The organism is Arthrobacter sp. PAMC 25486, assembly GCF_000785535.1.
Lineage (GTDB): Bacteria > Actinomycetota > Actinomycetes > Actinomycetales > Micrococcaceae > Specibacter.
Genome location: NZ_CP007595.1, coordinates 158280 through 177784, shown reverse-complemented (window position 1 = coordinate 177784; position 19505 = coordinate 158280). Strand labels below are relative to the sequence as shown.

Sequence of the window (19505 nt, the reverse complement as noted above, 5' to 3'; positions counted from 1 at the left end):
AATGATAGCTGAGCGCCCCGACCCGGGCGCTTTTTTGATGCCCCTTGGAGGTGCGATGTCTGCCAGCGAGAGGACACTATCGGTTCGGCTTGATCTGATGATCGGCGACTATAAGGCGAAGGCTGGGCAGGCCGCTCAGGCAACAACTCAGATTGGCGACGCCGGGGAAAAAGCTGGCTCTCGAACTGGTGCCGCGATGGGGTCAGCGACCAAGGCAGTCGGTGCACTGACAGCAGCCGCTCTCGTTGGTGGCGTGGCTCTGCTGAAGAATGCCATGAAGACTGGCATCGCTTACAACCAGTTGGAACAGACTGCCCGGATCAGTTACAAAACTATCCTGGGTTCGACTGAGGCTGCGGCCGAAATGATGGAAAAGGTTGCCGCGTTTGCGAAGACCTCACCTTTCCCGCGCCAGGCTTTTATCTCCGGTACTCAGCAGCTGCTCTCCTTCGGCATGCAGGCGGAGAAGGTCATCCCAACCCTGTCAGCAATTCAGGATGCGGTGGCCGCCTCCGGTGGCGGCGCCCAGGACATTGACGAGATCGTGCAGATCCTTGCCAAGATCACTTCTACTGGCAAGATCACGGCCGTTTCGCTGAACCAGCTCGGCCTACGCGGCGTTGACGCTGCAAAGCTCATCGGCGAAGGCATGGGCCAGACCGGAAACGAGATCCGCGAGGCCATCACTGATGGTGCGCTGGACGCTGGCGAAGCTGTTGATGTTCTGGTTGCTCAGATGTCGAAATCCTTTGCTGGTGCAGCTGCTGGCGTGAAAGATACCTGGGTTGGGTCTGTTGACCGCATCAAGGGTGCTTGGCGAGATATTTCCAGCATCATTGCTGAGCCGTTTGTTCACAAGGCTGGTGGCGGTCTCGCACTGGACTGGGCCAACTCACTGGCTGATGCTTTGCGCGCCGCCGAGGGTAAGACTGGGCCGCTGGTTGCTGTCATGATGGACCGCCTCAAGCCTGCCTTTGATCAGGTACTGCCTGCCATTGGACGAGTGAAGGACGGCATCAACTCGTGGGATGTTTCCGCCGTTGATGGGCAGCTGGATAGCCTCGCGAAGAACGGGCCCGTGCTGGGTGCAATCACGGCGGCATTTGTTGCCATGGGTACCCAAATCCCGATCCTGCAGAAACTTGGCTTGGCCATGAATCCGCTGGTGGCTGGAATTGTGGCTCTGATTGCTTTGTCCCCTGAATTGCGGGGGGCGTTTGGCGATTTCATTGGCGCTCTTTCCCCGTTGCTGCCGGTGGCAAAGCAGACGGGACAGGCGCTCATTGACACTGCCACGGCCGTGCTGGTTACGCTGGCTCCTGCACTGCGGGATCTGCTGTTGGCCGTCGCTCCGGTGGCTGTCCAGCTGGGTGAAGCTCTAGGGCCGGCTGCTGTCGTAGTGGCTCAGGCGCTTGTGCCGGTGGCGCAGGTTGTTGCTGATGTGGCGTCTGCGATCTCCAAAATGCCCACCCCTGTCATGGCCGCTGTCTTGGCGTTCGCCGCTGTGGTGGCCTTGCGTGGACCGATTGGGGCCGCACTGGGTTCGATGGGCACAGCGTTTGGTGTCATGCGGGCCCAGATGGCTACTTCACGTGCGATTGCTGTTGAGACTGGCGGAGCTATCTCGGTCATGTCAGCCACAACGGCAGCAGCAACTGCTGGGGTGACCGGGCTTGGAACAGCACTGAAGGTCGCGTTCCTGACTAACCCCATCGGGCTAGTCATCACTGGTGTTGGGCTGGCTCTTGGCGGGCTGGCTATGTACCAGTCCGGTGCTGCCGAGAAGGCGCAGGAGCACAAGACCGCTGTGCAACAGCTGACGGATGCGCTCAAGGAATCCAACGGCGTCATGGATGAGAACGTGCAGAAGGTTCTCAACCAGCAACTGGCAGACGAAAAGGGCACGCGATCTAAGGAAAACGCGCTTGCTTTGTTCCAGCAGCTGGGGATCTCTCAAAAGGATATGAACACCGCCATACTCGAGGGCGGTCCGGCGCTGGATATCTTGCGGGACAAGCTCACGGCAATTGCTGAGAACGACACGGTTCGCAGCTACGGAGGGTCAGGAACTTACGGCGGAATAGCCAAGAAAGCCCACGACGCACGGGACGCTCTGGATAAGTACTCAGGCGCATCCACTGAAGCTGTCCGAACTGCAAAGGATCTTGCGTGGGCGAACAAGGGAACTAAATCTGCGATTGAGGGTGAGACGGCTGCGCTCGAGGCGAACATTGCTAAGAAGCAGGAAGCGGCCGGGACCACCCTGTCCCAGTCTCAAGCTGAGCTGCGCTACGCGGAAACCAAGAAGCGGTCCGCGGAGCAGATCCAAGAGACCACGGACATGTGGAACTACGAAGCTGACACGCTGAACATCCACACGGAGGCGCAACAGAATAATGCTGGCGCTTTGCTGGAAACGGCAACGAGTGCTCAGCAGGTCATTGACGCGCAGAAACGAAACAATGTTTCTGGCGAGGAACTGCGGAAAACTGTTGACGGTTTGCGTGATGACTTTGTTCAGCAAGCCATTGCATCCGGTGTCGCTGAACACCAAGCGAATGTCCTGGCTAACGCGTATGGGCTCATTCCGACCGATGTTGTCACTGATATTCAGATCGAGAACGCGGCGGCTGAACAGGCTCTCAACGATTTGGCGAAGCAGATTCAGGAGACGCCGGATAAGACGATCACGATTGATGTACCTGATTCGCCCGCCATTGTGGAGGCGATGAAGCTTCTCGGATACGAGATCGAGCACCTACCGAATGGGCAGATCAAGGTCACTGAAACTGGTGCTGTTGAGGCTGGCGACAAGATCGATGGGATCGCCAGCAAGAAGCGAACGGCGGAGATCCTTGCCGAGGCCAATACGAACGTTGCGGAATCCTGGCTGAATGATCTGACTCGTCCACGGTATGCGTCGATCATCGTTTCTGAGAACCGCATCAGCACTGGGCAGGGCGGCGCTGGTGGCCTGACTGGCAACTACGCAGGTGGACGCTTGCCGAAGCACTCGGGCGGCGGACGCTTGCCGCGGTCTGGCCCGGGGACCAACAAGGTTGATGGGATCTTGGGTCTCGGCACTGATGGCATCCCCACCTCGTGGGTGGACAAGGGTGAATGGGTCATCAACGGCCGATCTTCGGAACGGTACGACAGTGAGCTTGCGGCGATCAATGCTGGGACGTTCCCGCAGGGGGTGAGTATGGCGCACGCTTCCGTACCGCAGGCTGCGCCGTCTGGACCATCTACACAATCAGGTGGTGGTGGCGGCGTCAATATTGACATGACCGGCGCGCAGTTCACGTCCCTTGACCCATCCAGCCTCAAACGTGAAGTAGTCGATGAGATCTCGTACAGGCTGGGAGAGCAGGGGGTGCGTCTTGGTAGCTGATCGAATCGAGTGGGCCGGTCGGCTCCTTTCGGGGACCGACCGGTTCGGCACCTGGACCACTAACAGCATCGATGGCTGGTGGGATTCACCTGACGTCAAGGGTGAGACCGTGGACCGCGAGAACTCAGACGGCGAGTATGATCTGCCGACGTACAACGCGGCACGGGTGGTAACGGTCACCGGCAACCTGCAAGCACGGTCGCATATGGACATGCACGAGGCCATGAACTTCCTCACGGGTCCGATGCGTGGCCGCTTGCAGGTGTCTGGGCACAGCTCCACTCAGTGGGCGGACGCTAAGCGCAACGCCGGCGTGAAGTTCACTCCGATCACCGACACGTTGGCGACGTGGCAGGTCCCTTTGAGGTGCCCTGACCCGGCCAAGTACGGGGACCGGCACACCTACGACTTGGCCCCGAATGTTGCGGTTTCCGCTTTTCATCGCGGGAACTATGCGGCGTCTCCGGTGGTGCAGGTGAATGGTCCGCTGGTTGGCGGTTTCACGATTACGCATCCTGGTGGCTTGTATACGGCGCTGGGTGACCTTGGCGCTGGTGGTTGGGTGCGGGTTGATTTCGCTACTGGCCGGCTGCGGCTGAACGGCAATGACCGCAGTGACCTTGTTACCCGCGCCGATCTTTTCAAGGTACTGCCGGGCAATAACGCATCGGTGAAGATTTCCAAGGGCACCGGCTATGTCGAAGTGATCGACACCTACATGTAAGGAGGCGCCGTGGCGTGGTTGGTGCGTGTGGTGCATACGGAGACTGGTAGACGTGAGGGGATTCTTCCTATTGAGAATCCGCCGTGGGCTAGGAAGCTGAACGCGTCCGGCAGCGGCCAGGCGTCTTTTGTGGTGGGTGATGTTGACTCATCGGGGATGCCTGGCCGCTATTTGTCGGAACCGATTCTCCGCACACTGGTCTTTGAAGAGTCTGGTGTGCCGGTGTTTGCTGGTGTGATTTGGACGAGGACGTATGACCGTGAGGCCGGGAAAGTGACCGTCTCGTATACGGACATCAATTCCATCTTCGGCAAGCGCATGTGTGCCGCGTACTCGTCCGCGGGGATGCAGGGCACTACGGTGGGTTGGTCGAACCTGGATCTGCAAACGCAGTTGAAGCGGGTAATCCAGCAGGCAACGACGGGCACCAAGTTCGCTTTGCCGATCATCTTCCCTGCTGACAAATCAGGGTCTGCGGAACGTGAGTACAAGGGCTATCACATGCCTATTGCGGCTGACGCGATGCGGGATCTGATCGATACGCAGTATGGGCCGGATGTGGACTTCATCCCGGAGTACGCATCGAACGGGGAGCTGCGGCACCGGCTCGTAACAACCCCTGCGCCGTCGTTACTGGTCTGGAATCTGACGGCGCCGAAGGATGGTGCCATCGGGCTGACCGTAACCGAGGACGCGGGCAACGTCGCCAACCATGTCATTGCCACCGGCGAGGGTACCGAGGTGGACATGCTGGTCCGGTCCGCGATCTCTGGTGCGTCACCTTACCCGGCGCTGGTGAAGACGGTGGCATTCTCGCAGGTGAAAGATGCCGGGGAGCTGCAAGCCCTAGCCAATGCGGAGCTGGCTGCGTCACTGAAGCCGGTGGAGCAGTGGTCCTTCAGTGTGGTCATCGGGGAAGAATACAAGCTCTCTCAGCTCTTCCCGGGCGCTGGGGTGAGAGCTTATATGCAGAACGATCCGTGGATGGACGACGGCTTCTACCGCCTGCGCCTGATTGGTTTCTCTGGTGATTTCGGGGCGAAGGTCAAGCTTGAATTCCAGCCGATGGAGGCATGATGGGCAAAATCATTGACCTCTCCAAGGGGAACATGGGCGAACCGGCCCGGCAGCAACGCAGGGACCAGTACGCGACGCCGCTCAACGGGTCGTCTGTCGGCCATGGTGGTCAAAGGTTCTACGGCACGGGCAGGCTCACAGTGCAGAACGAGGGCCTGTACGTCACTGGTGTGGCGTCAATCTCCGGCACCTTGACTGTCGCAGGCACGTCGCGCTTCTCCGGGCAGACATTCATCTACGGTCCGCTCGAAGTCACTGGCGATACCATCCTTGACGGCAAGACCGACATCGGAGGCAACACCAGGATCACGGGCACGCTGGACGTTACAGGCGTGACCAAGCTTGGCGGCAACACCACGGTGTCCGGGAAGCTGGACGTCACTGGCGCCATGGCCACCAAGGGCACGCTCTCTGTTGAGGGTACTACCACGCTCAAGAGTGACCTGAACGTCACGACTGGCGGGAAGATCACGGCCGGAGGTATGGTCATCGACCCGATAGCAAACGGCGGCTCCCTGCGATTCCCAAGCGGTCACGTGCTTTACGGCTCAGCAAGCGCTCTCAATTCAACGAGCCTCAATCTAACTGCCAACCTAACCGTGGCTGCCGCAGTTCGATTCACGGGGCTTACTTCGATATCGAAGCCAGCAAATGTCTTCTTCGATGTTTCAAGTCAGAGGCTCTATTACACCGTCTAGTCGTTGTCTGGGTTGTACTCGATGCAGTAGTTTCGGCCAGCATAAACTGCCAGCCGGTCGGTGTTGCGAATATCTTGCCCGCTATCACCTTCGATAAGGCCCATTTCTATGCGCGGTATGCCCGCCGCATATTTGTCGCAGGCAAGCATCGCTGCAGACACGAGAGCATCGTCAGAAGGCACAACACCTTCCCAGCCTGCCTTTACTCCAGCAAGAAAAGCAGCATCTGTAGCGGGGTCTCCGAACTCGCCACTCAAGGCGACCGTTGTTTCTTTCGGTGCCGTTTGAGCCGGGATGGGTGCCGCGGTGATTGTCTCGGTCTCAGTTGGGGCCGTCATCTCGACCTTGGCACTCACGGACGGCGCCGGCGACGTCTCAACGGGTGCACTGCACGCGGTCAACGCCAGCAACCCAATGGCGAGTATTCCCCCAAGTTTTCTCATGCCCGGAGTCTACCGGACACCACCCACACGATAGGAGCCCGCCTTGGACGCTGACGAACAGATTTTCCACGAGCACATCCACGCCGCCAACCGCAGTGACGTTGACTCGCTGCGGTGGGAGCTACTGCAGGAGCGGGCGCGGGGCAGGGTCAAGGACGCGCAAATTGCCGAGCTGACCGCGCTACTGGATGCCGCAACCGACCCGGGCGAATAAGCCCCCCAGATTCTTTCTAGCCGTCACGAAACCGTGGTGGCTTTTTCTATGCCCTGAAAGGGGGACCGTATGTCTACAGTTTCGGGGAATATCCGTGATGTTGGTGGCATCTCCATGGTCGGCAAGCAGGTGCAGCTGGTGTTCACTTTGAACCGGCCGAACCTTGTTGCTGCTGGTTATGCGGCGGGACGTGTTCTGCCGACTGAGCCGGTGAAGGTTAAGCCTGATGCTCTGGGTGAGTGGACCACCGTACTGAACGATACGGATGTGATGTTCGATGACGCTTGGTACTCGCTGCAGATCGAGTGGATCAATGGCGAGTATGGTCCGGTTGATTTCCCGGATTGGCGGATCGCGGTCCCGGCCGGTGGTGGCATGCTCCAAGACTTGGTTCTCGGTCCGGGTGGCGTCGGGCCTGGTGGTGGAGGGTCGAATCAAAATCTTGTCTGGGTGTCGTTGACCGCACCGAAGAACCCCAAGCCGTTCCAGCTTTGGCTGCATCAAAACCCTGACGACCTCAAAGACCCACGCAACACCAGCATTCTTTACCGATGGGAGAAAAAGCATATGGGAGGGGTATGGAAACGACTCGCTGATTTGACCGGGGCGCCCGGTGACGCTGCAGCAATGGGCAAGTTTGCTGCCATCGAAGCTGCCCTGGCGAAGGCTGTCTACGACGGTGACGACCGGCTGCTGACACACGTGGACCAGGGCGAAGGGTGGGCAACCCCGTTCGTCATCGAGAACAACCGTGTTGCTGGAGGTATTCGCACTGACGGTACTGCGGAGTTCTTCAAGATGCGCGCACCAGTCACCCGATCAGATCGGAAGCGTGTTGTGTGCATCGGTGACTCGCTCGTTGCGGGCGGGTCCCTTGGCGTGCTGTGGCCTGCCGGGCAGTCATTCCCGGCCAAGCTGGCCGGCGCTCTCCCCGACGTGGCCGTTTTCAACCGTGGCATTAGCGGCGCCCCTGTTGATGAGATCCTCATTCGGCTGGGTGCAAAGCCGCTCTTGCTTACCGGAACAATCCCCGCCATTGGGCGCGAGCTGATGACTACCAGTCAAGAGATTGGGTGGTATGCGGGGCGGTCCTTTATCCAGTCGGGAACACTTGCCGGGGTCCCTGGTGATCTGTGGCGCAGCGAGGCTGAGGGCCTTTCGTTTAAGCGCTCCGACACGGGCACGGCCATAGCGATCAAGAATGAGCCGTTCTTGTCATCCACATCTGATCACTTCTCTGACACGGCCATTATCTTCATGGGCCGCAACGACGTGACAGCGAATATCAAGGGCATGTCCGCCACGGTTGCTGACCATGTGGTGGACGCGTTCGTGCAGATGGTGGAGTTCCTTACGCCGAACGTACGCCAGTTCATCGTGGTGGGCACGACGACCCGCACCGATGAGGAAACGGGCAGCGCCGGTCATTCCACGGTGGTGGAGATCAATAGCCGTGTCAAGGCGCTCTACCCTGGCCGGTTCTTTGACATGCAAAATTATTTGCGCACAAAAGCGATGGTGGACCTTGGCATGACTCCAACTGCTGACGACCTAGCAAAGATCGCGGCTGGCACCCTGCCACCCTCGATCATGGACGACGTCACCCACTACAAACCCATTGTCGCCCCAGCGATTGCTACGAAGGCGCTCGCGCCGCTATTGAAGAAGAAGGGGTACGTCTGATGGCTGTTCTTGCTAAGGGCATCCGGACTGCTGCTGGTAAAGCAGACCCGGCTTTGCCTCATATCAGCATGAGGCTTACGAGCCCGGTTCCTGGTGCGGTCTTGTATTTCTCTGCGGAGCGTTCACCTGTTGGGCCTACCCCTATTTGGCGCGACACGGTTTCCGGCGCGGAGTGGAAATCGAACGACGCTGCCGGGGCGCCTGAGATCATGGTCGACTCGGTCGGGAAGAAGGTCCTCTTCTTCGACGGAGTGGACGACATGCTCACCATGCCACTCGCTTTGAGCCAGCCCAGCACCACCATTGTGGTGGCCCGGTTCCGCGAGGTTCGAGACTCGTCCGTGGTGGTATCCGGCGCGTCTGGTCCAGTGACAAGCATTGGCGCCAATAGTGCCTCCACGTATTGGATCTTAAATGCGGGCAAGGGCCTCGCCGCCCCGGGGACTGCTGCGGTGGATACCGGCACGCACATCTTCATGGGTGTTGCCAACGGTGCGAACAGTGTGATGCGCGTGGACACGAGCGAGAACACCGGTGACGCCGGATCGAACAACCGCACACTCATGCGGGTTGGTTATGGGGCCGGATACGAGCGCCTGAACGTTTATGCCGTCATCGTCTTGCCCTACGCCGCCGATAAGGCTGAGCGCGACAGGATCTATGCCCAGCTGCGCACGGACTACTTCGGCACGTAACGCCGACACAACCCTTCGCTGACTGGCTCTACGCCATCCCAAACTTTTAGGAGACTATTTTGAAGCCATCAAACATGGGCACTGGCCGGGTTGTTGGTCAGTTCGGCATCGGCCGCGTGGACGGACCTGACGTGGATAATGAGCCGGAAGTTGTTCCCCTCAGCGGATCAATCACCTTCACACCGTCTGTGCCGTACTTTCCAAACCGGACTTCCAGCCCGAACCCGATCACGGTTCTGACGGCACCCATCACGGCTGTACTGGACTATGACGGCTACGTGTGCACACCGGCTGCGGATGGCGTGACGCCGCTATACCGTGGCATTCAGCTATTCGCAACGGATGACCCTGACATGTCGGTGGAGAACTGGACGTACTCTGTCGTCTACCGTTTCAACGCGGTGAACGGTGCAGCGCCCACTATCAAGGCGCATTCCATGGCGCTGCCGGAGGGTGCTGAGATTGATTTGACGAAGGCAGTGGAGGTGCCGTCATCTCCGGGCGTTGGTACTCCGCAGGCGTTGGCGTTGCTGGCTGAGGCGGAAGCGGCGGCCAGCGCTTCTGCACAGTCCGCAAGGGTTGCCATGTCCGTGCGTGATGATGCTGACGCTGGACTGTTCGACGGCAAGCCTGGCCCTCCCGGTGATCCGCTAAACCAGGCAGGCGCCGACTTCATGGTGAAGAATTACGACTTCCTCACCGGCTGGGACCGACGGGCCCCGATACTCGGAGGTGACGGACACCTTTTTGTCGCTACGGATCGAACCTCGCGTGAGACCTGGATAGGGGCGCGGCGCGAGGATGGTGGGCCCACGGACCTATCCCTGTGGCACATGCAGAACCGGTTAGGCATTCATCAACACGCTGATGCGTCGGTAAGTTGGGCGGTCCTCGATGCTGCATGGCGATACACCGAGATGCAGCTAAACAACGACGGCAACGTCCCTGATGAGGTCTTGCGACGGTGGGCATCTAGGATGGGTGCCGCCACTGGTAGCGGTCTGGCAGTCGGCGACCGGTACGTGAATTCCGATAGCTCATTATCGCCGGTATTCCCTGACGTGAAGAACATTACGATCTGGGGATCATCTAGTGCTGAGAGGATCGGCACTGCCTTGGCTGCGGCACTGGCAGGCACAGGTGCGACGTTCCACAATGAAGGTAAAGGTGCTGAGACATCCCAGCACATTAGCGCCCGTCTCGGCTCTGTGCCGGCATCACTCACCGTCTCCGGCGGCTCAATCCCTGCAAGTGGTGCCGTGACTGTAACGGCAGCAAACATGCCCAATAGTGCCGAGATGAAACCGTTCACTGGCACGCTAAACGGTGTCCGAGGGACACTGAGCAGCACCTCAACGGTGTTTTCTTTTACCCGCACGACGGCTGGCGCTGCTACCCCGGTAACTTCGGGCACTGCGTTTATTCCTATCGTTGGCACAGCGTCACGCCAGCACGTCACGCTTCTATGGACGGGCAAGAATAATCTGTCCGGCGCCGGGTCCGCGCCGCTGGTCACAGATCAAACACATGCAGCGTTCAATTACCTGTCCCCTTTGGTTAAGCGTGTTCTCGTGCTGGGGCATTTCGTGGATACCGCCCAAACCAGCGGCTCAACACAATGGACAAATGTCCGTACCGTCAACGCCGCACTGGCCGCCCTGTACGGCGATCTATTCCTTGACGTGGACGCATATCTTTGCTCCCCGCAGCTCTGGGTGGACACTGGCATTTCCCCAACCCCCACAGATTTGCAGCACCAAGCAGACGGCATCAAGCCACCAAGCATTGCCCATGATAGCGGGCATATGAACGCCGCAGGCTACACGTCCGTGTCGGCGCTGATCCGCACCAAACTGATCAGCCTCGGCTGGTACTAAGGAGACCTAGAATGTCTATCATCATCCGCTCAAACCAGCTCATGGGGAGTGCGCCCATGGTCGCGCCATACGCTCCGGGGCGGCAGCTGTACAGGGCGAACTTCAACGACGGAAACAAGGCCAGCCTCGCGGGCGAAGTAACAGCCACCGATGTTGGGCTGGTCCGAGGCACATGGGAAGGCAATGCAAATAACTTCGCCGTCCAGAACTCCACAGTGGTTCGAGGATCTACAGCCGGATCAATAGGCGTGGGGCTGCCGCTGCTGGGTGCGGGTGCCATGATGTCGTGGGACGTGATCACCGTGCCTCAAGGTGCGCCCGTGTATTTGGACTTGTTCGCCTCCACGGTCGGTGGTTCCCCGGACGTCTACCGTCTAGGTATCGGCACAACCGCCTCGAGCCTTTCCCAGCGTGTGGCTAACGCGAGCACCGTCCTATCCCCATTGTTCGCCACATCTAACGGTGACCGCGTTGGCATCCGATGGGTTGGTGGCCTGCTGACCGCCTTCGTTAACGGGATTGCGGTTGCCGAGGCGGTAACGAGCGCAGTCAACCCGAACGGTTTCGCACGCCTCAGCGCAGGCAGCGGCGCCACAGGGTTCGCACTGGACACCATGGCCATCGAAATCTACTAAGGACGCGGCCATGACTAAAAATCACTGGACCCTCGCGGTCTGGCTTCGTATCCAGGAGCCGCGGATCGTGACTGTAATTCAGTTCTTCATCTATCTGGCGGCGACGGCTGGGGGCCTCTCTGCTGTCCTGTTCCCGCCGCGGTCGATTGAGGCGACGGCGGGCGCGGGCCTGACCCTGTATTGGGCCTGGCTGCTGCTACTGGGGGGTGTGCTGGGTGCTGTTGCGGTGTTGCCGGGCATTTGGTGGCTGGAACGGTCTGCCGTCATTGCCTGTATCGGCGCGTCCTTGATTTACGGGGTGAACATCCTTGCGCTGCACCTCAGTGAATCCGGCAACCGGCTCGTTCAGTTCTTCATGATCGTCATTGTTGCGCTTCACTTTGGGGCGAGGTGGTTCCGTATACGGCGGTACGCCTACGACCCGGAGAGGTGACCGGGTGGACACGGCACAGATAGTTATCACCGTCCTGGGGGCGGGTACAGGTGGCGCGATCCTGACTTCCCTTGTGAATGGTCTCATCAAGTACTGGACCGGCACGGCTGGTCGGGAGCGGGCGCGTAACGCTGACATGCGCACGCAACGTAACGAGGCGTGGGCCGACGCCGAGCGGGAACGTGCACGGGCGAACCGGTCCGACCGCAACCGTGGCCGGCTCGCAGAATACGCCGCCCGCTGCCGCCGCATGCTCATCGAAGCCCAATGCGTCGAAGAAACCGGCATCCCACCCTGGCCCAACCTCGAACCAGAACCCCCACAAGCCACCTAACCCGGGTGGCTCTCTACTTTAAGGAGGGCCTATGGCTTTCAATCAAGCTGCCATGTCTGCGTTTGCGGACTACACGGTAGCGAACTGCAATGGCCGCTACCAAGATCTTGCTGGCCGCGATCTGAACGTTGATGGCCGGTTCGGCTACCAGTGTATGGACCTGTTCATCTGGTTCCGGTACCGGCTCGGCTTCTTCGACAACCTGCCGACCCCGACAGCTGCGGCTGTGTGGGAGATGAACTGGACCGACCCGGGCAGCACCATGTGGCAGGTGTTCGACGGCATCACCCCGGACCAGCCGGCAATGCCTGGTGACACGTTCATCATGAACCGCGGCTTCTTCGGCAACGGTGTCGGCCACATTGGTACGGTCCTCGCTGATCTGGGTGACGATATCCGTGTGCTGGAGCTGAACGGGCTTGGTGACGGGTACGAGGACGACAATGGCGGCCAGCACGGCTCACCTGCCCGCATCCATGTATGGCCCAAGACCTACCTGTACGGCTACCTGCGCTGGATCGGTCCGACCCCGGCCGTGTCCGGTCAAGCCATCATCATTGAACCGATTGTTCCCACACCCCCCAAGGAGGACACCTTGTCCGCAGCAGAAGTGAACACCATACTGAAAGCCATTGGCAGCACCGAGGCAGGGCTGCGCAAGTACATTGCAGACCACATGTTGCATGGCACGGTCTCCGGCGGCACATGGCGTCCGGGTGCCACCGCTCTGGCCATCGAGAACCAGCGCCGGATAAACACCGCGAACGCCGGCATTGGTGCACTCGAGTCCCTTGTTGAGCAGCTGGCCAAGAAGAACGGCACCCCGGTCGACTACGACAAGATCACCGCCTCGATCAACAAGGCACTCGCTGACGGCATCGAGATCACCGGCACCATCGCCGCCAAGGACGGTGCCAAGTGACGGGGCAGCGTGTGGCGACCCTCGATAAGGCGGACGCGGTACAGCGAGCCTTCCGCACGCTCTGGCAGGGGTTCGGCTTCGATGCTGTGGCGGCGATCGGCGCTGGCCTATTGCTGCTGCTGGACGGTGGCGACGTTCTCTCGCCCGTGTTCTGGGCAGCGGTCGGCGTGCTCGTGGTCAAGTCCGTCCTGGTAGCGTTTGCCAGCTACCTACAACGCCTCCGCAAAGCACCCAAACCACTGCCGGAACCGCCATTGCCGGAGCCGGACCCTGCACTCACCGCTGACTACCACAAGGCCGTGGACCGCGACCGTCAAGCCATCTACGGCGTCGACGGCAAATAGCGCACAAGAAAAGCCCCCACCCTTCAACGGGTGGGGGCCTCTCGTCGTTTAAGTCATGATGACGTTGGGTACTGTCGGTGCGGGTAGGTTATGTTCATGCCTGAAGGACGCCCCGAGATACCTGCCCAGATGAAAAGAGACCTACTCGAAGAGGTCGGACACAGGTGCGCAATCCCCACCTGTAAGTCGACAGAAGCGCTTCAATTTGCACACATCGATCAATGGGCGAAAGTCCAGGATCATACGTTCGACAACATAATCGTGCTCTGTGCGAATGACCACTTCAGATACGACAACAAGAAGATCTCCCGCCAGTCAATGCTCGCCTACAAGCGAAATTTGGCGACCCTCAATGGCCGGTACTCAGATTTTGAGCAGCGGCTACTGAGGCTCCTTACTCAACTGCCGACAGTGCTTCTGGAGGGCGGGAATGTCCTGTTGATAAATACGATGAACCTCGAGGACGACGGCCTGGTGGAGACCGTCCAGACACGCGGCAACATCTCCATTACGAATGCCCTCATGGATGACCAAGGCAACCGTATGGGGCTATGGAGCACTCCACACCCCGTCCAGTATTCGCTGAGCGATAGGGGCAACGAGTTTGTTGACAAGTGGTTCAACGCTCAAGAGCTGGAGTGACCCGTTCATCGCGAATGAACTGTGCCCCAAACTTCAATACCGCCGCGGTCCGGTTCATTTCACCAAACTGAGCTTCGTACTCGGACGCCTCGGCCACGAGCGTTCTAGCTGCTGACTCGCGGCCGGCCAGAAATGCTTGCTCCAAAGTATCCATACAAAGATTTTAATCTTGGCAGTCTGCAAATGGAAGTCAAGGCTGAAACTTTAGTACTCCGGCCGGACGCTGAGCAGGCGCATACCCGCGGGCACTGTGCGTCGTAGCTGTTCGAAACCTGAGGTGTAGTCCTGGCACTCGACAGTGGTTTCCTCGACGGCGCCGGTCTCGATGGTTTCCAGCATTGCTTTGATGATCATGGGGTAACCATAGCCCGACCACTGACACGATAATCACTCGGCCTAGTAGTCCTCGCCGTACGCCTCGTACTTGTCGTACACGTACTGCCAGGACGATTCACTGCGCCGGATGCGGGTCACCCGGTCCACGGTCACCCAGATATTGTAGGCACCCTCTGGCGTCTCCCAATGAACCAGGACGTGCGTGTCCGTCCACCGCTGCACCTTCGCATCCTGAACATCCTCCCCACCACCCACCAGCGGCACACGCGCCCGCACGTACGGTTCGCGCCTGTCCTCGAAAGAATGCGCCGGATGAGAACCAAAGTCCGGACGCGCTGACACATACCGACCAGCTGCCGGATCACCCAACAAACCCATGCCAGCAGGATACGCCGACGGTCTGACAAAGTGGCCGTGAGCGAGTTGACGAGGCGGGTAACGGCAACGGTCCTGCACCACCTGCACAAAACGAACGCACCTGCAGGCAGCACAAAACCCCACCCACTTAAGCGGACGGGGCCTGGGGGTGTTTAGTTCACAGTCTGACCACGGCGCAGCAAATGACGACTACGGGTTATAAGCTGCGGGAACCGGCGTTGAAACCTGTTGGACAGTTTTCACATAGGCCCTCCCGTTGTGATTCTCAATCAACTTGACGGCTCCGCTCATGGACAATGTGTGATTGACAATATGATACGCGGACAGCACAGCGTCCTGCAGTGCAGAGTCATCTTCAAGATGTTCGATCACTAGAGCAGGCAAGTCTTGGATCAGCTGGTCCCGGGCGATCCCTCGGCTATGAGAGATGTGCCGTTCCGTGTCAGCGAAGAAATCTGCGGCTTCTGAGGCAAGCTGCTCACGCTCAGGTAGGCCCTTGAACATGTACTTGGCCAGCCACTCGCTAACCATGGCCCGCGACAGCTTTTCCGCGTCAGAGCAGATCTCTAGTAGTCCCGGAAAAAACTGCTGTAGCGTCGGTACCCAAGCGCTTAGCTTTGCTGGGTCGTCCGCACACTCGGATTGAGCCGTCTTGAACTGCTTCCGAATTGCGGCCGCCGGGACCATGTACCCCATAGGGTTTGGAAGTTGTGGATCGATGGGACCAAGCTGAGAATGCTTGCCCATAAGGATGCGGTCGGCAGACAGCGCCCACATTGTTGCAGCCGACATGGCGGCTACCGGGACTATGACTCGAACATCATCAAACTTGCTTCTGGTGTACTGGACTAAACTAGCGGCTGCGGTGGGGTCGCCTCCGGGACTATGGAGGATTAGATCAAGGCCAGCTGACTTATCCAAATCCCTAAAGACTTCCATGAGACCTTGGATGTCTTGCAGATTTATGGAGTGTGTCTGCCCTGGGCCCTTCGGCTCTAGCCAGTCGGTCGCGTAAACCACAACGTTGCGCCCAGTCAGTTCATGTAACCCGCCTAGGTAGGCGCGCCTCATGCCGTCAAGATCAACGTTTCCATCGTTTTGTGCCGCTGACGCCTGGATCTCGTTAAGAATATCCCCCCAACTTGGCATGACTACCGCAGGCTGGTTGACGTAGAGAAGCTAACGGAAACACGCTGCGCCGTGAGAGTCGGAACCCGTGGGGCCGCTGCGAGATAAATACGCATCGCTTCGGCAACCGCCGGGATTTCGAACGACGACTCAACGAGCCGATCCCGTGCAGCGTCCATTGGTGATGTAATTTCGACAGTCATGTTTGGATTGTAGCCCATGATAGATGCCCCAGAGCTTGGATCCCGCGCCGGCAAGCTCTATCAGCGCCGAGTTACCATGCCTGGCCACCACGTACGAATCTCACGAGCGCACCCTCCATCGCTTCTAATTCCACGCTCTCGATGTCCGGCACACTACAGCTAGCCACCGACAAAGTCCGTCGTCGTCCTTTAGGGTGGGGTCATGCCGGACTGGGAGACTTCACTGCACCCCTCATGGGACCGCATGTATCTGTCGGGCATGACAGTGCGTGAAATCTCGGACTACACGGGCCGTCCGAGGTCGACAGTGCACCGGCATTTGCAAGTCCGTGAGCAGTACAGCGACGACTTCCGGGCCATGCACGACGCGGCGAAGGCGGCGCGGGGTCCGGGCTGGCCCACCATCAGCTGGCAACACCGCTACAAAGAACTGCAGGACTTTACCCGGGAGCACGGCAGGCTCCCCCGGCGCGACGGCGACCTTGCCGAGCGGTTGCTGGCCGGGTGGCTGGCAGAGCAGCGGCGAGAGCACCGCCGCGAGACTCTATCTGACACCAAAGCCGCGCTGCTGGGCGTACTCCCAGGCTGGGACATACCGCCACGGCAACGGGCCGCTGATAAACAATGGCGGAAACGACTAGCCCAACTTGTGGCCTACGTTGCCGAGCATGGACACTTGCCCCGCTACAGGCGTCACACCACCGAGCACGAGCGCATCCTTGGCGTCTGGCTCCATACCCAGCACCAGGCCCGGGCAGAAGAACGACTCCAAGACTGGCGGGTGGACACCCTCGACCAAGCACTACCCCGCTGGCACAGCACGATGTGACTACTGCAGCTGTTCTTTCTGCAGATTCTTAATCCAGTCGGGCGTTTTCCCGAATGCCCGACCTGCTTCCTTGCGAAGGCGGTTGGCACTGTGCTCATCTCCTGCCCGTTCAAGGGCATCAAGTGCCCTTCCCAGAATCTCTGAGAGGCGAGCATTGTCAGCTCTCACCCGCGATAATGTTGACCATCGAGCAAGCGCGCTCTCCCCGCACCAGCCACGGACAATGTCCCATGCAGTCTTTTGCGTCTCATATTCTGGCCAAGGCTCCTCTAATTCGATGACTTGTCGTGAGCTCATGGGCTTGTAGTATCCAAATTCCTCCGCAGAATCACCCCAGGATTCGACGTCTCGCTCAACTGCGTCAAGTACAGCCTCGGGTTTCAATCGACATTTGGCCATGGCGACTGCCTTCATTGCGGGCCAGGGCAAATAGGTAACCCCTTGCTCATCAAAGCTGCCCTCAACAAATAGCTGAGATTCAGTGAGCTGCAAGAGTTGGCGGAGAAGAGGTGCGTCATTTGTCTGGAGGATCCCATGGTCACGGTCGCGGGCTAGGGCATCGTCCATGGTTTCTGTTATTACTAAAGCTGCCGCACAGGTGAGTCCGAGTGGCACGTCCCAGTATCCACTTTTAGCATTGGCCCATCTTTGCTCTCGATCAACGAATGCCTGGCGTTCATCCCATTTAACTTTCAGGTACGGCCGGCCAACCCATTGGGTCTCCCCCGCGTTGGGCCCATCTTCGAACTGCACACTGACTTTGCGATGGCCGCTCTGCGAAACGACTTTCACAATCGTGACATCTTCGAATGGCAGGCTTCCCTTGCGGTAAGCCCACCGCTCGCCCTCAGCTATCGGTGCCATTGCCATGTGCGTAGCCTATCCGCGCTCCGGCAGAGATTACCAGCAGTAGTATCGAAAAGATGAGCAAATGGAAGATCGCCTACACGTTCGACGAAGCGGCCGCACAAAGCGGCTTTAGTTTGCCAACTCTCACCCAACACATTGCAGAAGGACGTCTTCTGGCGCGTTTCGCGAACAATGAGAGCGCAATCCGACACGAAGATCTAGCCGCATGGTTGGACGCCCTGCCCACTTGTCCGATTGGCGGTGCCATCCCAGAACCTACGCCCACCGGCCCAAACGAAGCTGCCGTGGAACTCAGCCAGACAGTGACCGCGGAGCACAATTTCCGCAGCCCAGATGACGTGGCCCCGGAGCTTGGGATGACCAAGACTGAACTGCGCCGCTACTGCAAGGAATCTGGCCACTACACCAAGCTCAGCATGCGCCGTGTCATGCTTGATGCCGAGAACATCACGGCACTTGTTGCCTGGGTAAAGACCCGCGACGCCCCGGTCGCCGAGACTGGCGAGAAAGACCCCTTCGCCTAGTCTCAGTCCGCAAACAGTCCGCAAGAGGTCCACAATAGCCCGGTTTCCACCAATCACTAACAACGTAAAAATGCCCTAGAACACACGGCAGACAGCCATTCTCAACCTCACCCAATTGCAGTCTTGGACTTTGAGCTGTACTACGGCTGCTAATCGCTTTTGAATGATGGAGGGCCGGAACATTGCGTTCCGGCCCTCCACTGTTTTAATGGTCGACGGCGGCCCCTGGCTTGGGCGCCCCCCCGCCGCTCCGGCTAAGCCTTCCCCAGGCCAAGATAGCTGCGCAGATGTTGGGCGGTGAGAGTTGAGGTGCAGGAACGTGGAACGCCTCTCTCGCCTGCGCGGCTCAGCGAGCGGATCGGACTCACCTCCGGCGCAACGTCGTCACTGCTCAACCGGCTCGAGGCCAGCGGCCACATCGAGCACAGCCGTGTGCACGCCGACAAGCGCATTGTTGCCCTGCACACCGCACCCGGCGTCCAGGAGGTCGCCAGCGTGTTCTTCGATCCGCCGGGAATACGGCTGGGCTCAACAATGAGCGCCTACCCGGATGAGCTGGTGGAGCAATTGGAAACACTCCTGACCCAACTGCGCACCACGACGGAAGCCTACCTTCACGAGCTGCCCTCCTGAGGATTCCGCACGAGGTACGGCACTGGACCCTGCTGGCAGGGGCGGCACGAGGGCAAGAATCACGGTGCACAGGACTTCAGCGACGCCACCGTCAAGACCCGTGCAACGCCCTCTTCAGGGAAAGCCGTTGCCCCGCATTTTGGACTACCGCTCAACCGCCTTGCGGCGCACCCAGCCAATGGCGGCGGTTGCGACGAACAGGATGACGGCAACAATGGCCAGCCACATCAGGCCCTCGAAGACGAACCCAATAACCGCCAGAATCAACCAGACCGCGAGAAGTACAATCACGAGAGTAACCATGCGCCGAGCCTACTACCGTCTCCCCATGAATGGAACGGGGCCCGAAGGCCCGGAATCCACCACTTCTGAAGGGGCGCACCCTTGCATTCCATCCCGCCACAGTTTGCACGTTCGGTCGCTTAAAGCTCGACGCCGACCCCTCCTGCCACTTTCGGCCCGCCCCCGCTTCCTCCCGGACCGGTTGGT

Annotated in this window: 25 protein-coding genes; 17 read left to right on the top strand and 8 right to left on the bottom strand. The window is 59.3% G+C overall.

The window, feature by feature from the left end; all coding sequences use genetic code 11:
* Positions 1-55: 55 nt before the first annotated feature.
* From art_RS00805 to art_RS00790, 4 genes are all read left to right on the top strand, one after another.
* Positions 56-3394 carry a tape measure protein gene (locus art_RS00805; protein ID WP_157875081.1) on the top strand — a complete coding sequence of 1113 codons (3339 nt, stop codon included), beginning with the start codon at positions 56-58 and terminating at the stop codon, positions 3392-3394.
* Between the two features lie 109 nt (positions 3395-3503).
* Positions 3504-4118, top strand: a complete 615-nt coding sequence (locus tag art_RS00800) for a hypothetical protein (RefSeq protein ID WP_157875080.1) — start codon at positions 3504-3506, stop codon at positions 4116-4118.
* Between the two features lie 9 nt (positions 4119-4127).
* The gene (locus art_RS20665; RefSeq protein WP_052135853.1) at positions 4128-5195 is read left to right on the top strand and encodes a hypothetical protein; all 1068 of its coding nucleotides are present in this window, start codon (positions 4128-4130) and stop codon (positions 5193-5195) included.
* On the top strand, positions 5192-5893 hold the full coding sequence (locus tag art_RS00790; RefSeq protein WP_157875079.1) for a hypothetical protein: 702 nt from the start codon (positions 5192-5194) through the stop codon (positions 5891-5893). The genes art_RS20665 and art_RS00790 overlap by 4 nt, the downstream gene beginning before the upstream one ends.
* Here art_RS00790 and art_RS00785 read toward each other — a convergent pair.
* Complete coding sequence (locus tag art_RS00785) at positions 5890-6336, bottom strand: hypothetical protein (protein WP_157875078.1); 447 nt, start codon at positions 6334-6336, stop codon at positions 5890-5892. The two genes, art_RS00790 and art_RS00785, sit on opposite strands and share 4 nt — an antisense overlap.
* Positions 6337-6379: 43 nt before the next feature.
* Here art_RS00785 and art_RS21980 point away from each other — a divergent pair, with 43 nt between their 5' ends.
* The 10 genes from art_RS21980 (at position 6380) to art_RS20660 (ending at position 14115) form a co-directional block, all read left to right on the top strand.
* On the top strand, positions 6380-6550 hold the full coding sequence (locus tag art_RS21980) for a hypothetical protein (protein WP_157875077.1): 171 nt from the start codon (positions 6380-6382) through the stop codon (positions 6548-6550).
* Positions 6551-6619: 69 nt separating this feature from the next.
* Entirely contained in the window at positions 6620-8233 is a 1614-nt protein-coding gene (locus art_RS00780) for an SGNH/GDSL hydrolase family protein (protein WP_038461909.1), read from the top strand.
* Positions 8234-8301: 68 nt separating this feature from the next.
* Entirely contained in the window at positions 8302-8928 is a 627-nt protein-coding gene (locus art_RS00775) for a hypothetical protein (RefSeq protein WP_162182015.1), read from the top strand.
* A gap of 59 nt (positions 8929-8987) precedes the next feature.
* Entirely contained in the window at positions 8988-10805 is a 1818-nt protein-coding gene (locus art_RS00770; RefSeq protein WP_157875075.1) for a hypothetical protein, read from the top strand.
* Between the two features lie 11 nt (positions 10806-10816).
* Positions 10817-11440 (top strand): hypothetical protein, encoded by a 624-nt coding sequence (locus art_RS00765; protein WP_038461903.1) that lies wholly within the window; start codon positions 10817-10819, stop codon positions 11438-11440.
* A 10-nt stretch (positions 11441-11450) separates the two neighbouring features.
* Positions 11451-11873, top strand: coding sequence for a hypothetical protein (locus tag art_RS00760; protein ID WP_038461901.1), 423 nt, complete (start codon positions 11451-11453; stop codon positions 11871-11873).
* Positions 11874-11877: 4 nt separating this feature from the next.
* Positions 11878-12207 (top strand): hypothetical protein, encoded by a 330-nt coding sequence (locus art_RS00755; protein ID WP_038461899.1) that lies wholly within the window; start codon positions 11878-11880, stop codon positions 12205-12207.
* A 31-nt stretch (positions 12208-12238) separates the two neighbouring features.
* Positions 12239-13129 (top strand): hypothetical protein, encoded by an 891-nt coding sequence (locus art_RS00750; RefSeq protein ID WP_038461896.1) that lies wholly within the window; start codon positions 12239-12241, stop codon positions 13127-13129.
* Positions 13126-13473, top strand: coding sequence for a hypothetical protein (locus tag art_RS00745; protein ID WP_038461893.1), 348 nt, complete (start codon positions 13126-13128; stop codon positions 13471-13473). Before art_RS00750 ends, art_RS00745 begins: the two co-directional genes overlap by 4 nt.
* A 96-nt stretch (positions 13474-13569) precedes the next feature.
* Complete coding sequence (locus art_RS20660; protein WP_157875073.1) at positions 13570-14115, top strand: HNH endonuclease signature motif containing protein; 546 nt, start codon at positions 13570-13572, stop codon at positions 14113-14115.
* On the opposite strand, the gene art_RS21975 is transcribed toward art_RS20660, so the two are convergent.
* From art_RS21975 to art_RS22460, 5 genes are all read right to left on the bottom strand, one after another.
* Entirely contained in the window at positions 14093-14269 is a 177-nt protein-coding gene (locus art_RS21975; RefSeq protein WP_157875072.1) for a hypothetical protein, read from the bottom strand. The two genes, art_RS20660 and art_RS21975, sit on opposite strands and share 23 nt — an antisense overlap.
* Before the next feature lie 50 nt (positions 14270-14319).
* Positions 14320-14469, bottom strand: a complete 150-nt coding sequence (locus tag art_RS21970) for a hypothetical protein (RefSeq protein ID WP_157875071.1) — start codon at positions 14467-14469, stop codon at positions 14320-14322.
* 42 nt (positions 14470-14511) lie between these two features.
* Positions 14512-14829 carry a hypothetical protein gene (locus tag art_RS21965; RefSeq protein WP_157875070.1) on the bottom strand — a complete coding sequence of 106 codons (318 nt, stop codon included), beginning with the start codon at positions 14827-14829 and terminating at the stop codon, positions 14512-14514.
* Positions 14830-15018: 189 nt separating this feature from the next.
* A complete protein-coding gene (locus art_RS00730; protein ID WP_052135851.1) occupies positions 15019-15900 on the bottom strand; it encodes a hypothetical protein in 882 nt (293 codons plus the stop codon).
* A gap of 80 nt (positions 15901-15980) precedes the next feature.
* Positions 15981-16160: a hypothetical protein gene (locus art_RS22460; RefSeq protein WP_162182014.1), complete on the bottom strand. Its 180-nt coding sequence runs from the start codon at positions 16158-16160 to the stop codon at positions 15981-15983.
* Between the two features lie 202 nt (positions 16161-16362).
* Between art_RS22460 and art_RS20655 the strand changes: the two genes are divergently transcribed.
* A complete protein-coding gene (locus tag art_RS20655) occupies positions 16363-16989 on the top strand; it encodes a Helicase associated domain protein (RefSeq protein ID WP_082000032.1) in 627 nt (208 codons plus the stop codon).
* Here the strand turns inward: art_RS20655 and art_RS00720 are convergent, their stop codons facing one another.
* Complete coding sequence (locus tag art_RS00720; RefSeq protein WP_038461888.1) at positions 16990-17859, bottom strand: hypothetical protein; 870 nt, start codon at positions 17857-17859, stop codon at positions 16990-16992.
* A 53-nt stretch (positions 17860-17912) separates the two neighbouring features.
* Between art_RS00720 and art_RS22455 the strand changes: the two genes are divergently transcribed.
* Together art_RS22455 and art_RS00710 are read left to right on the top strand one after the other, a co-directional pair.
* Positions 17913-18383, top strand: coding sequence for a helix-turn-helix domain-containing protein (locus tag art_RS22455; protein WP_162182013.1), 471 nt, complete (start codon positions 17913-17915; stop codon positions 18381-18383).
* 297 nt (positions 18384-18680) lie between these two features.
* Positions 18681-19016: a helix-turn-helix domain-containing protein gene (locus art_RS00710; protein ID WP_253901427.1), complete on the top strand. Its 336-nt coding sequence runs from the start codon at positions 18681-18683 to the stop codon at positions 19014-19016.
* Positions 19017-19160: 144 nt separating this feature from the next.
* Here art_RS00710 and art_RS22575 read toward each other — a convergent pair whose 3' ends face one another.
* Positions 19161-19319, bottom strand: a complete 159-nt coding sequence (locus art_RS22575) for a hypothetical protein (protein WP_038461884.1) — start codon at positions 19317-19319, stop codon at positions 19161-19163.
* Positions 19320-19505 lie beyond the last annotated feature (186 nt).

Coding starts and splice junctions, on each gene's coding strand:
- art_RS00805 (WP_157875081.1), top strand. CDS start 56: ATGTCTGCCAGCGAGAGGACACTATCGGTTCGGCTTGATCTGATGATC.
- art_RS00790 (WP_157875079.1), top strand. CDS start 5,192: ATGATGGGCAAAATCATTGACCTCTCCAAGGGGAACATGGGCGAACCG.
- art_RS00785 (WP_157875078.1), bottom strand. CDS start 6,336: ATGAGAAAACTTGGGGGAATACTCGCCATTGGGTTGCTGGCGTTGACC.
- art_RS00780 (WP_038461909.1), top strand. CDS start 6,620: ATGTCTACAGTTTCGGGGAATATCCGTGATGTTGGTGGCATCTCCATG.
- art_RS00775 (WP_162182015.1), top strand. CDS start 8,302: ATGAGGCTTACGAGCCCGGTTCCTGGTGCGGTCTTGTATTTCTCTGCG.
- art_RS00765 (WP_038461903.1), top strand. CDS start 10,817: ATGTCTATCATCATCCGCTCAAACCAGCTCATGGGGAGTGCGCCCATG.
- art_RS00760 (WP_038461901.1), top strand. CDS start 11,451: ATGACTAAAAATCACTGGACCCTCGCGGTCTGGCTTCGTATCCAGGAG.
- art_RS00750 (WP_038461896.1), top strand. CDS start 12,239: ATGGCTTTCAATCAAGCTGCCATGTCTGCGTTTGCGGACTACACGGTA.
- art_RS20660 (WP_157875073.1), top strand. CDS start 13,570: ATGCCTGAAGGACGCCCCGAGATACCTGCCCAGATGAAAAGAGACCTA.
- art_RS21975 (WP_157875072.1), bottom strand. CDS start 14,269: ATGGATACTTTGGAGCAAGCATTTCTGGCCGGCCGCGAGTCAGCAGCT.
- art_RS21970 (WP_157875071.1), bottom strand. CDS start 14,469: ATGATCATCAAAGCAATGCTGGAAACCATCGAGACCGGCGCCGTCGAG.
- art_RS21965 (WP_157875070.1), bottom strand. CDS start 14,829: ATGGGTTTGTTGGGTGATCCGGCAGCTGGTCGGTATGTGTCAGCGCGT.
- art_RS00730 (WP_052135851.1), bottom strand. CDS start 15,900: ATGAGGCGCGCCTACCTAGGCGGGTTACATGAACTGACTGGGCGCAAC.
- art_RS22460 (WP_162182014.1), bottom strand. CDS start 16,160: ATGACTGTCGAAATTACATCACCAATGGACGCTGCACGGGATCGGCTC.
- art_RS20655 (WP_082000032.1), top strand. CDS start 16,363: ATGCCGGACTGGGAGACTTCACTGCACCCCTCATGGGACCGCATGTAT.
- art_RS00720 (WP_038461888.1), bottom strand. CDS start 17,859: ATGGCAATGGCACCGATAGCTGAGGGCGAGCGGTGGGCTTACCGCAAG.
- art_RS22455 (WP_162182013.1), top strand. CDS start 17,913: ATGAGCAAATGGAAGATCGCCTACACGTTCGACGAAGCGGCCGCACAA.
- art_RS22575 (WP_038461884.1), bottom strand. CDS start 19,319: ATGGTTACTCTCGTGATTGTACTTCTCGCGGTCTGGTTGATTCTGGCG.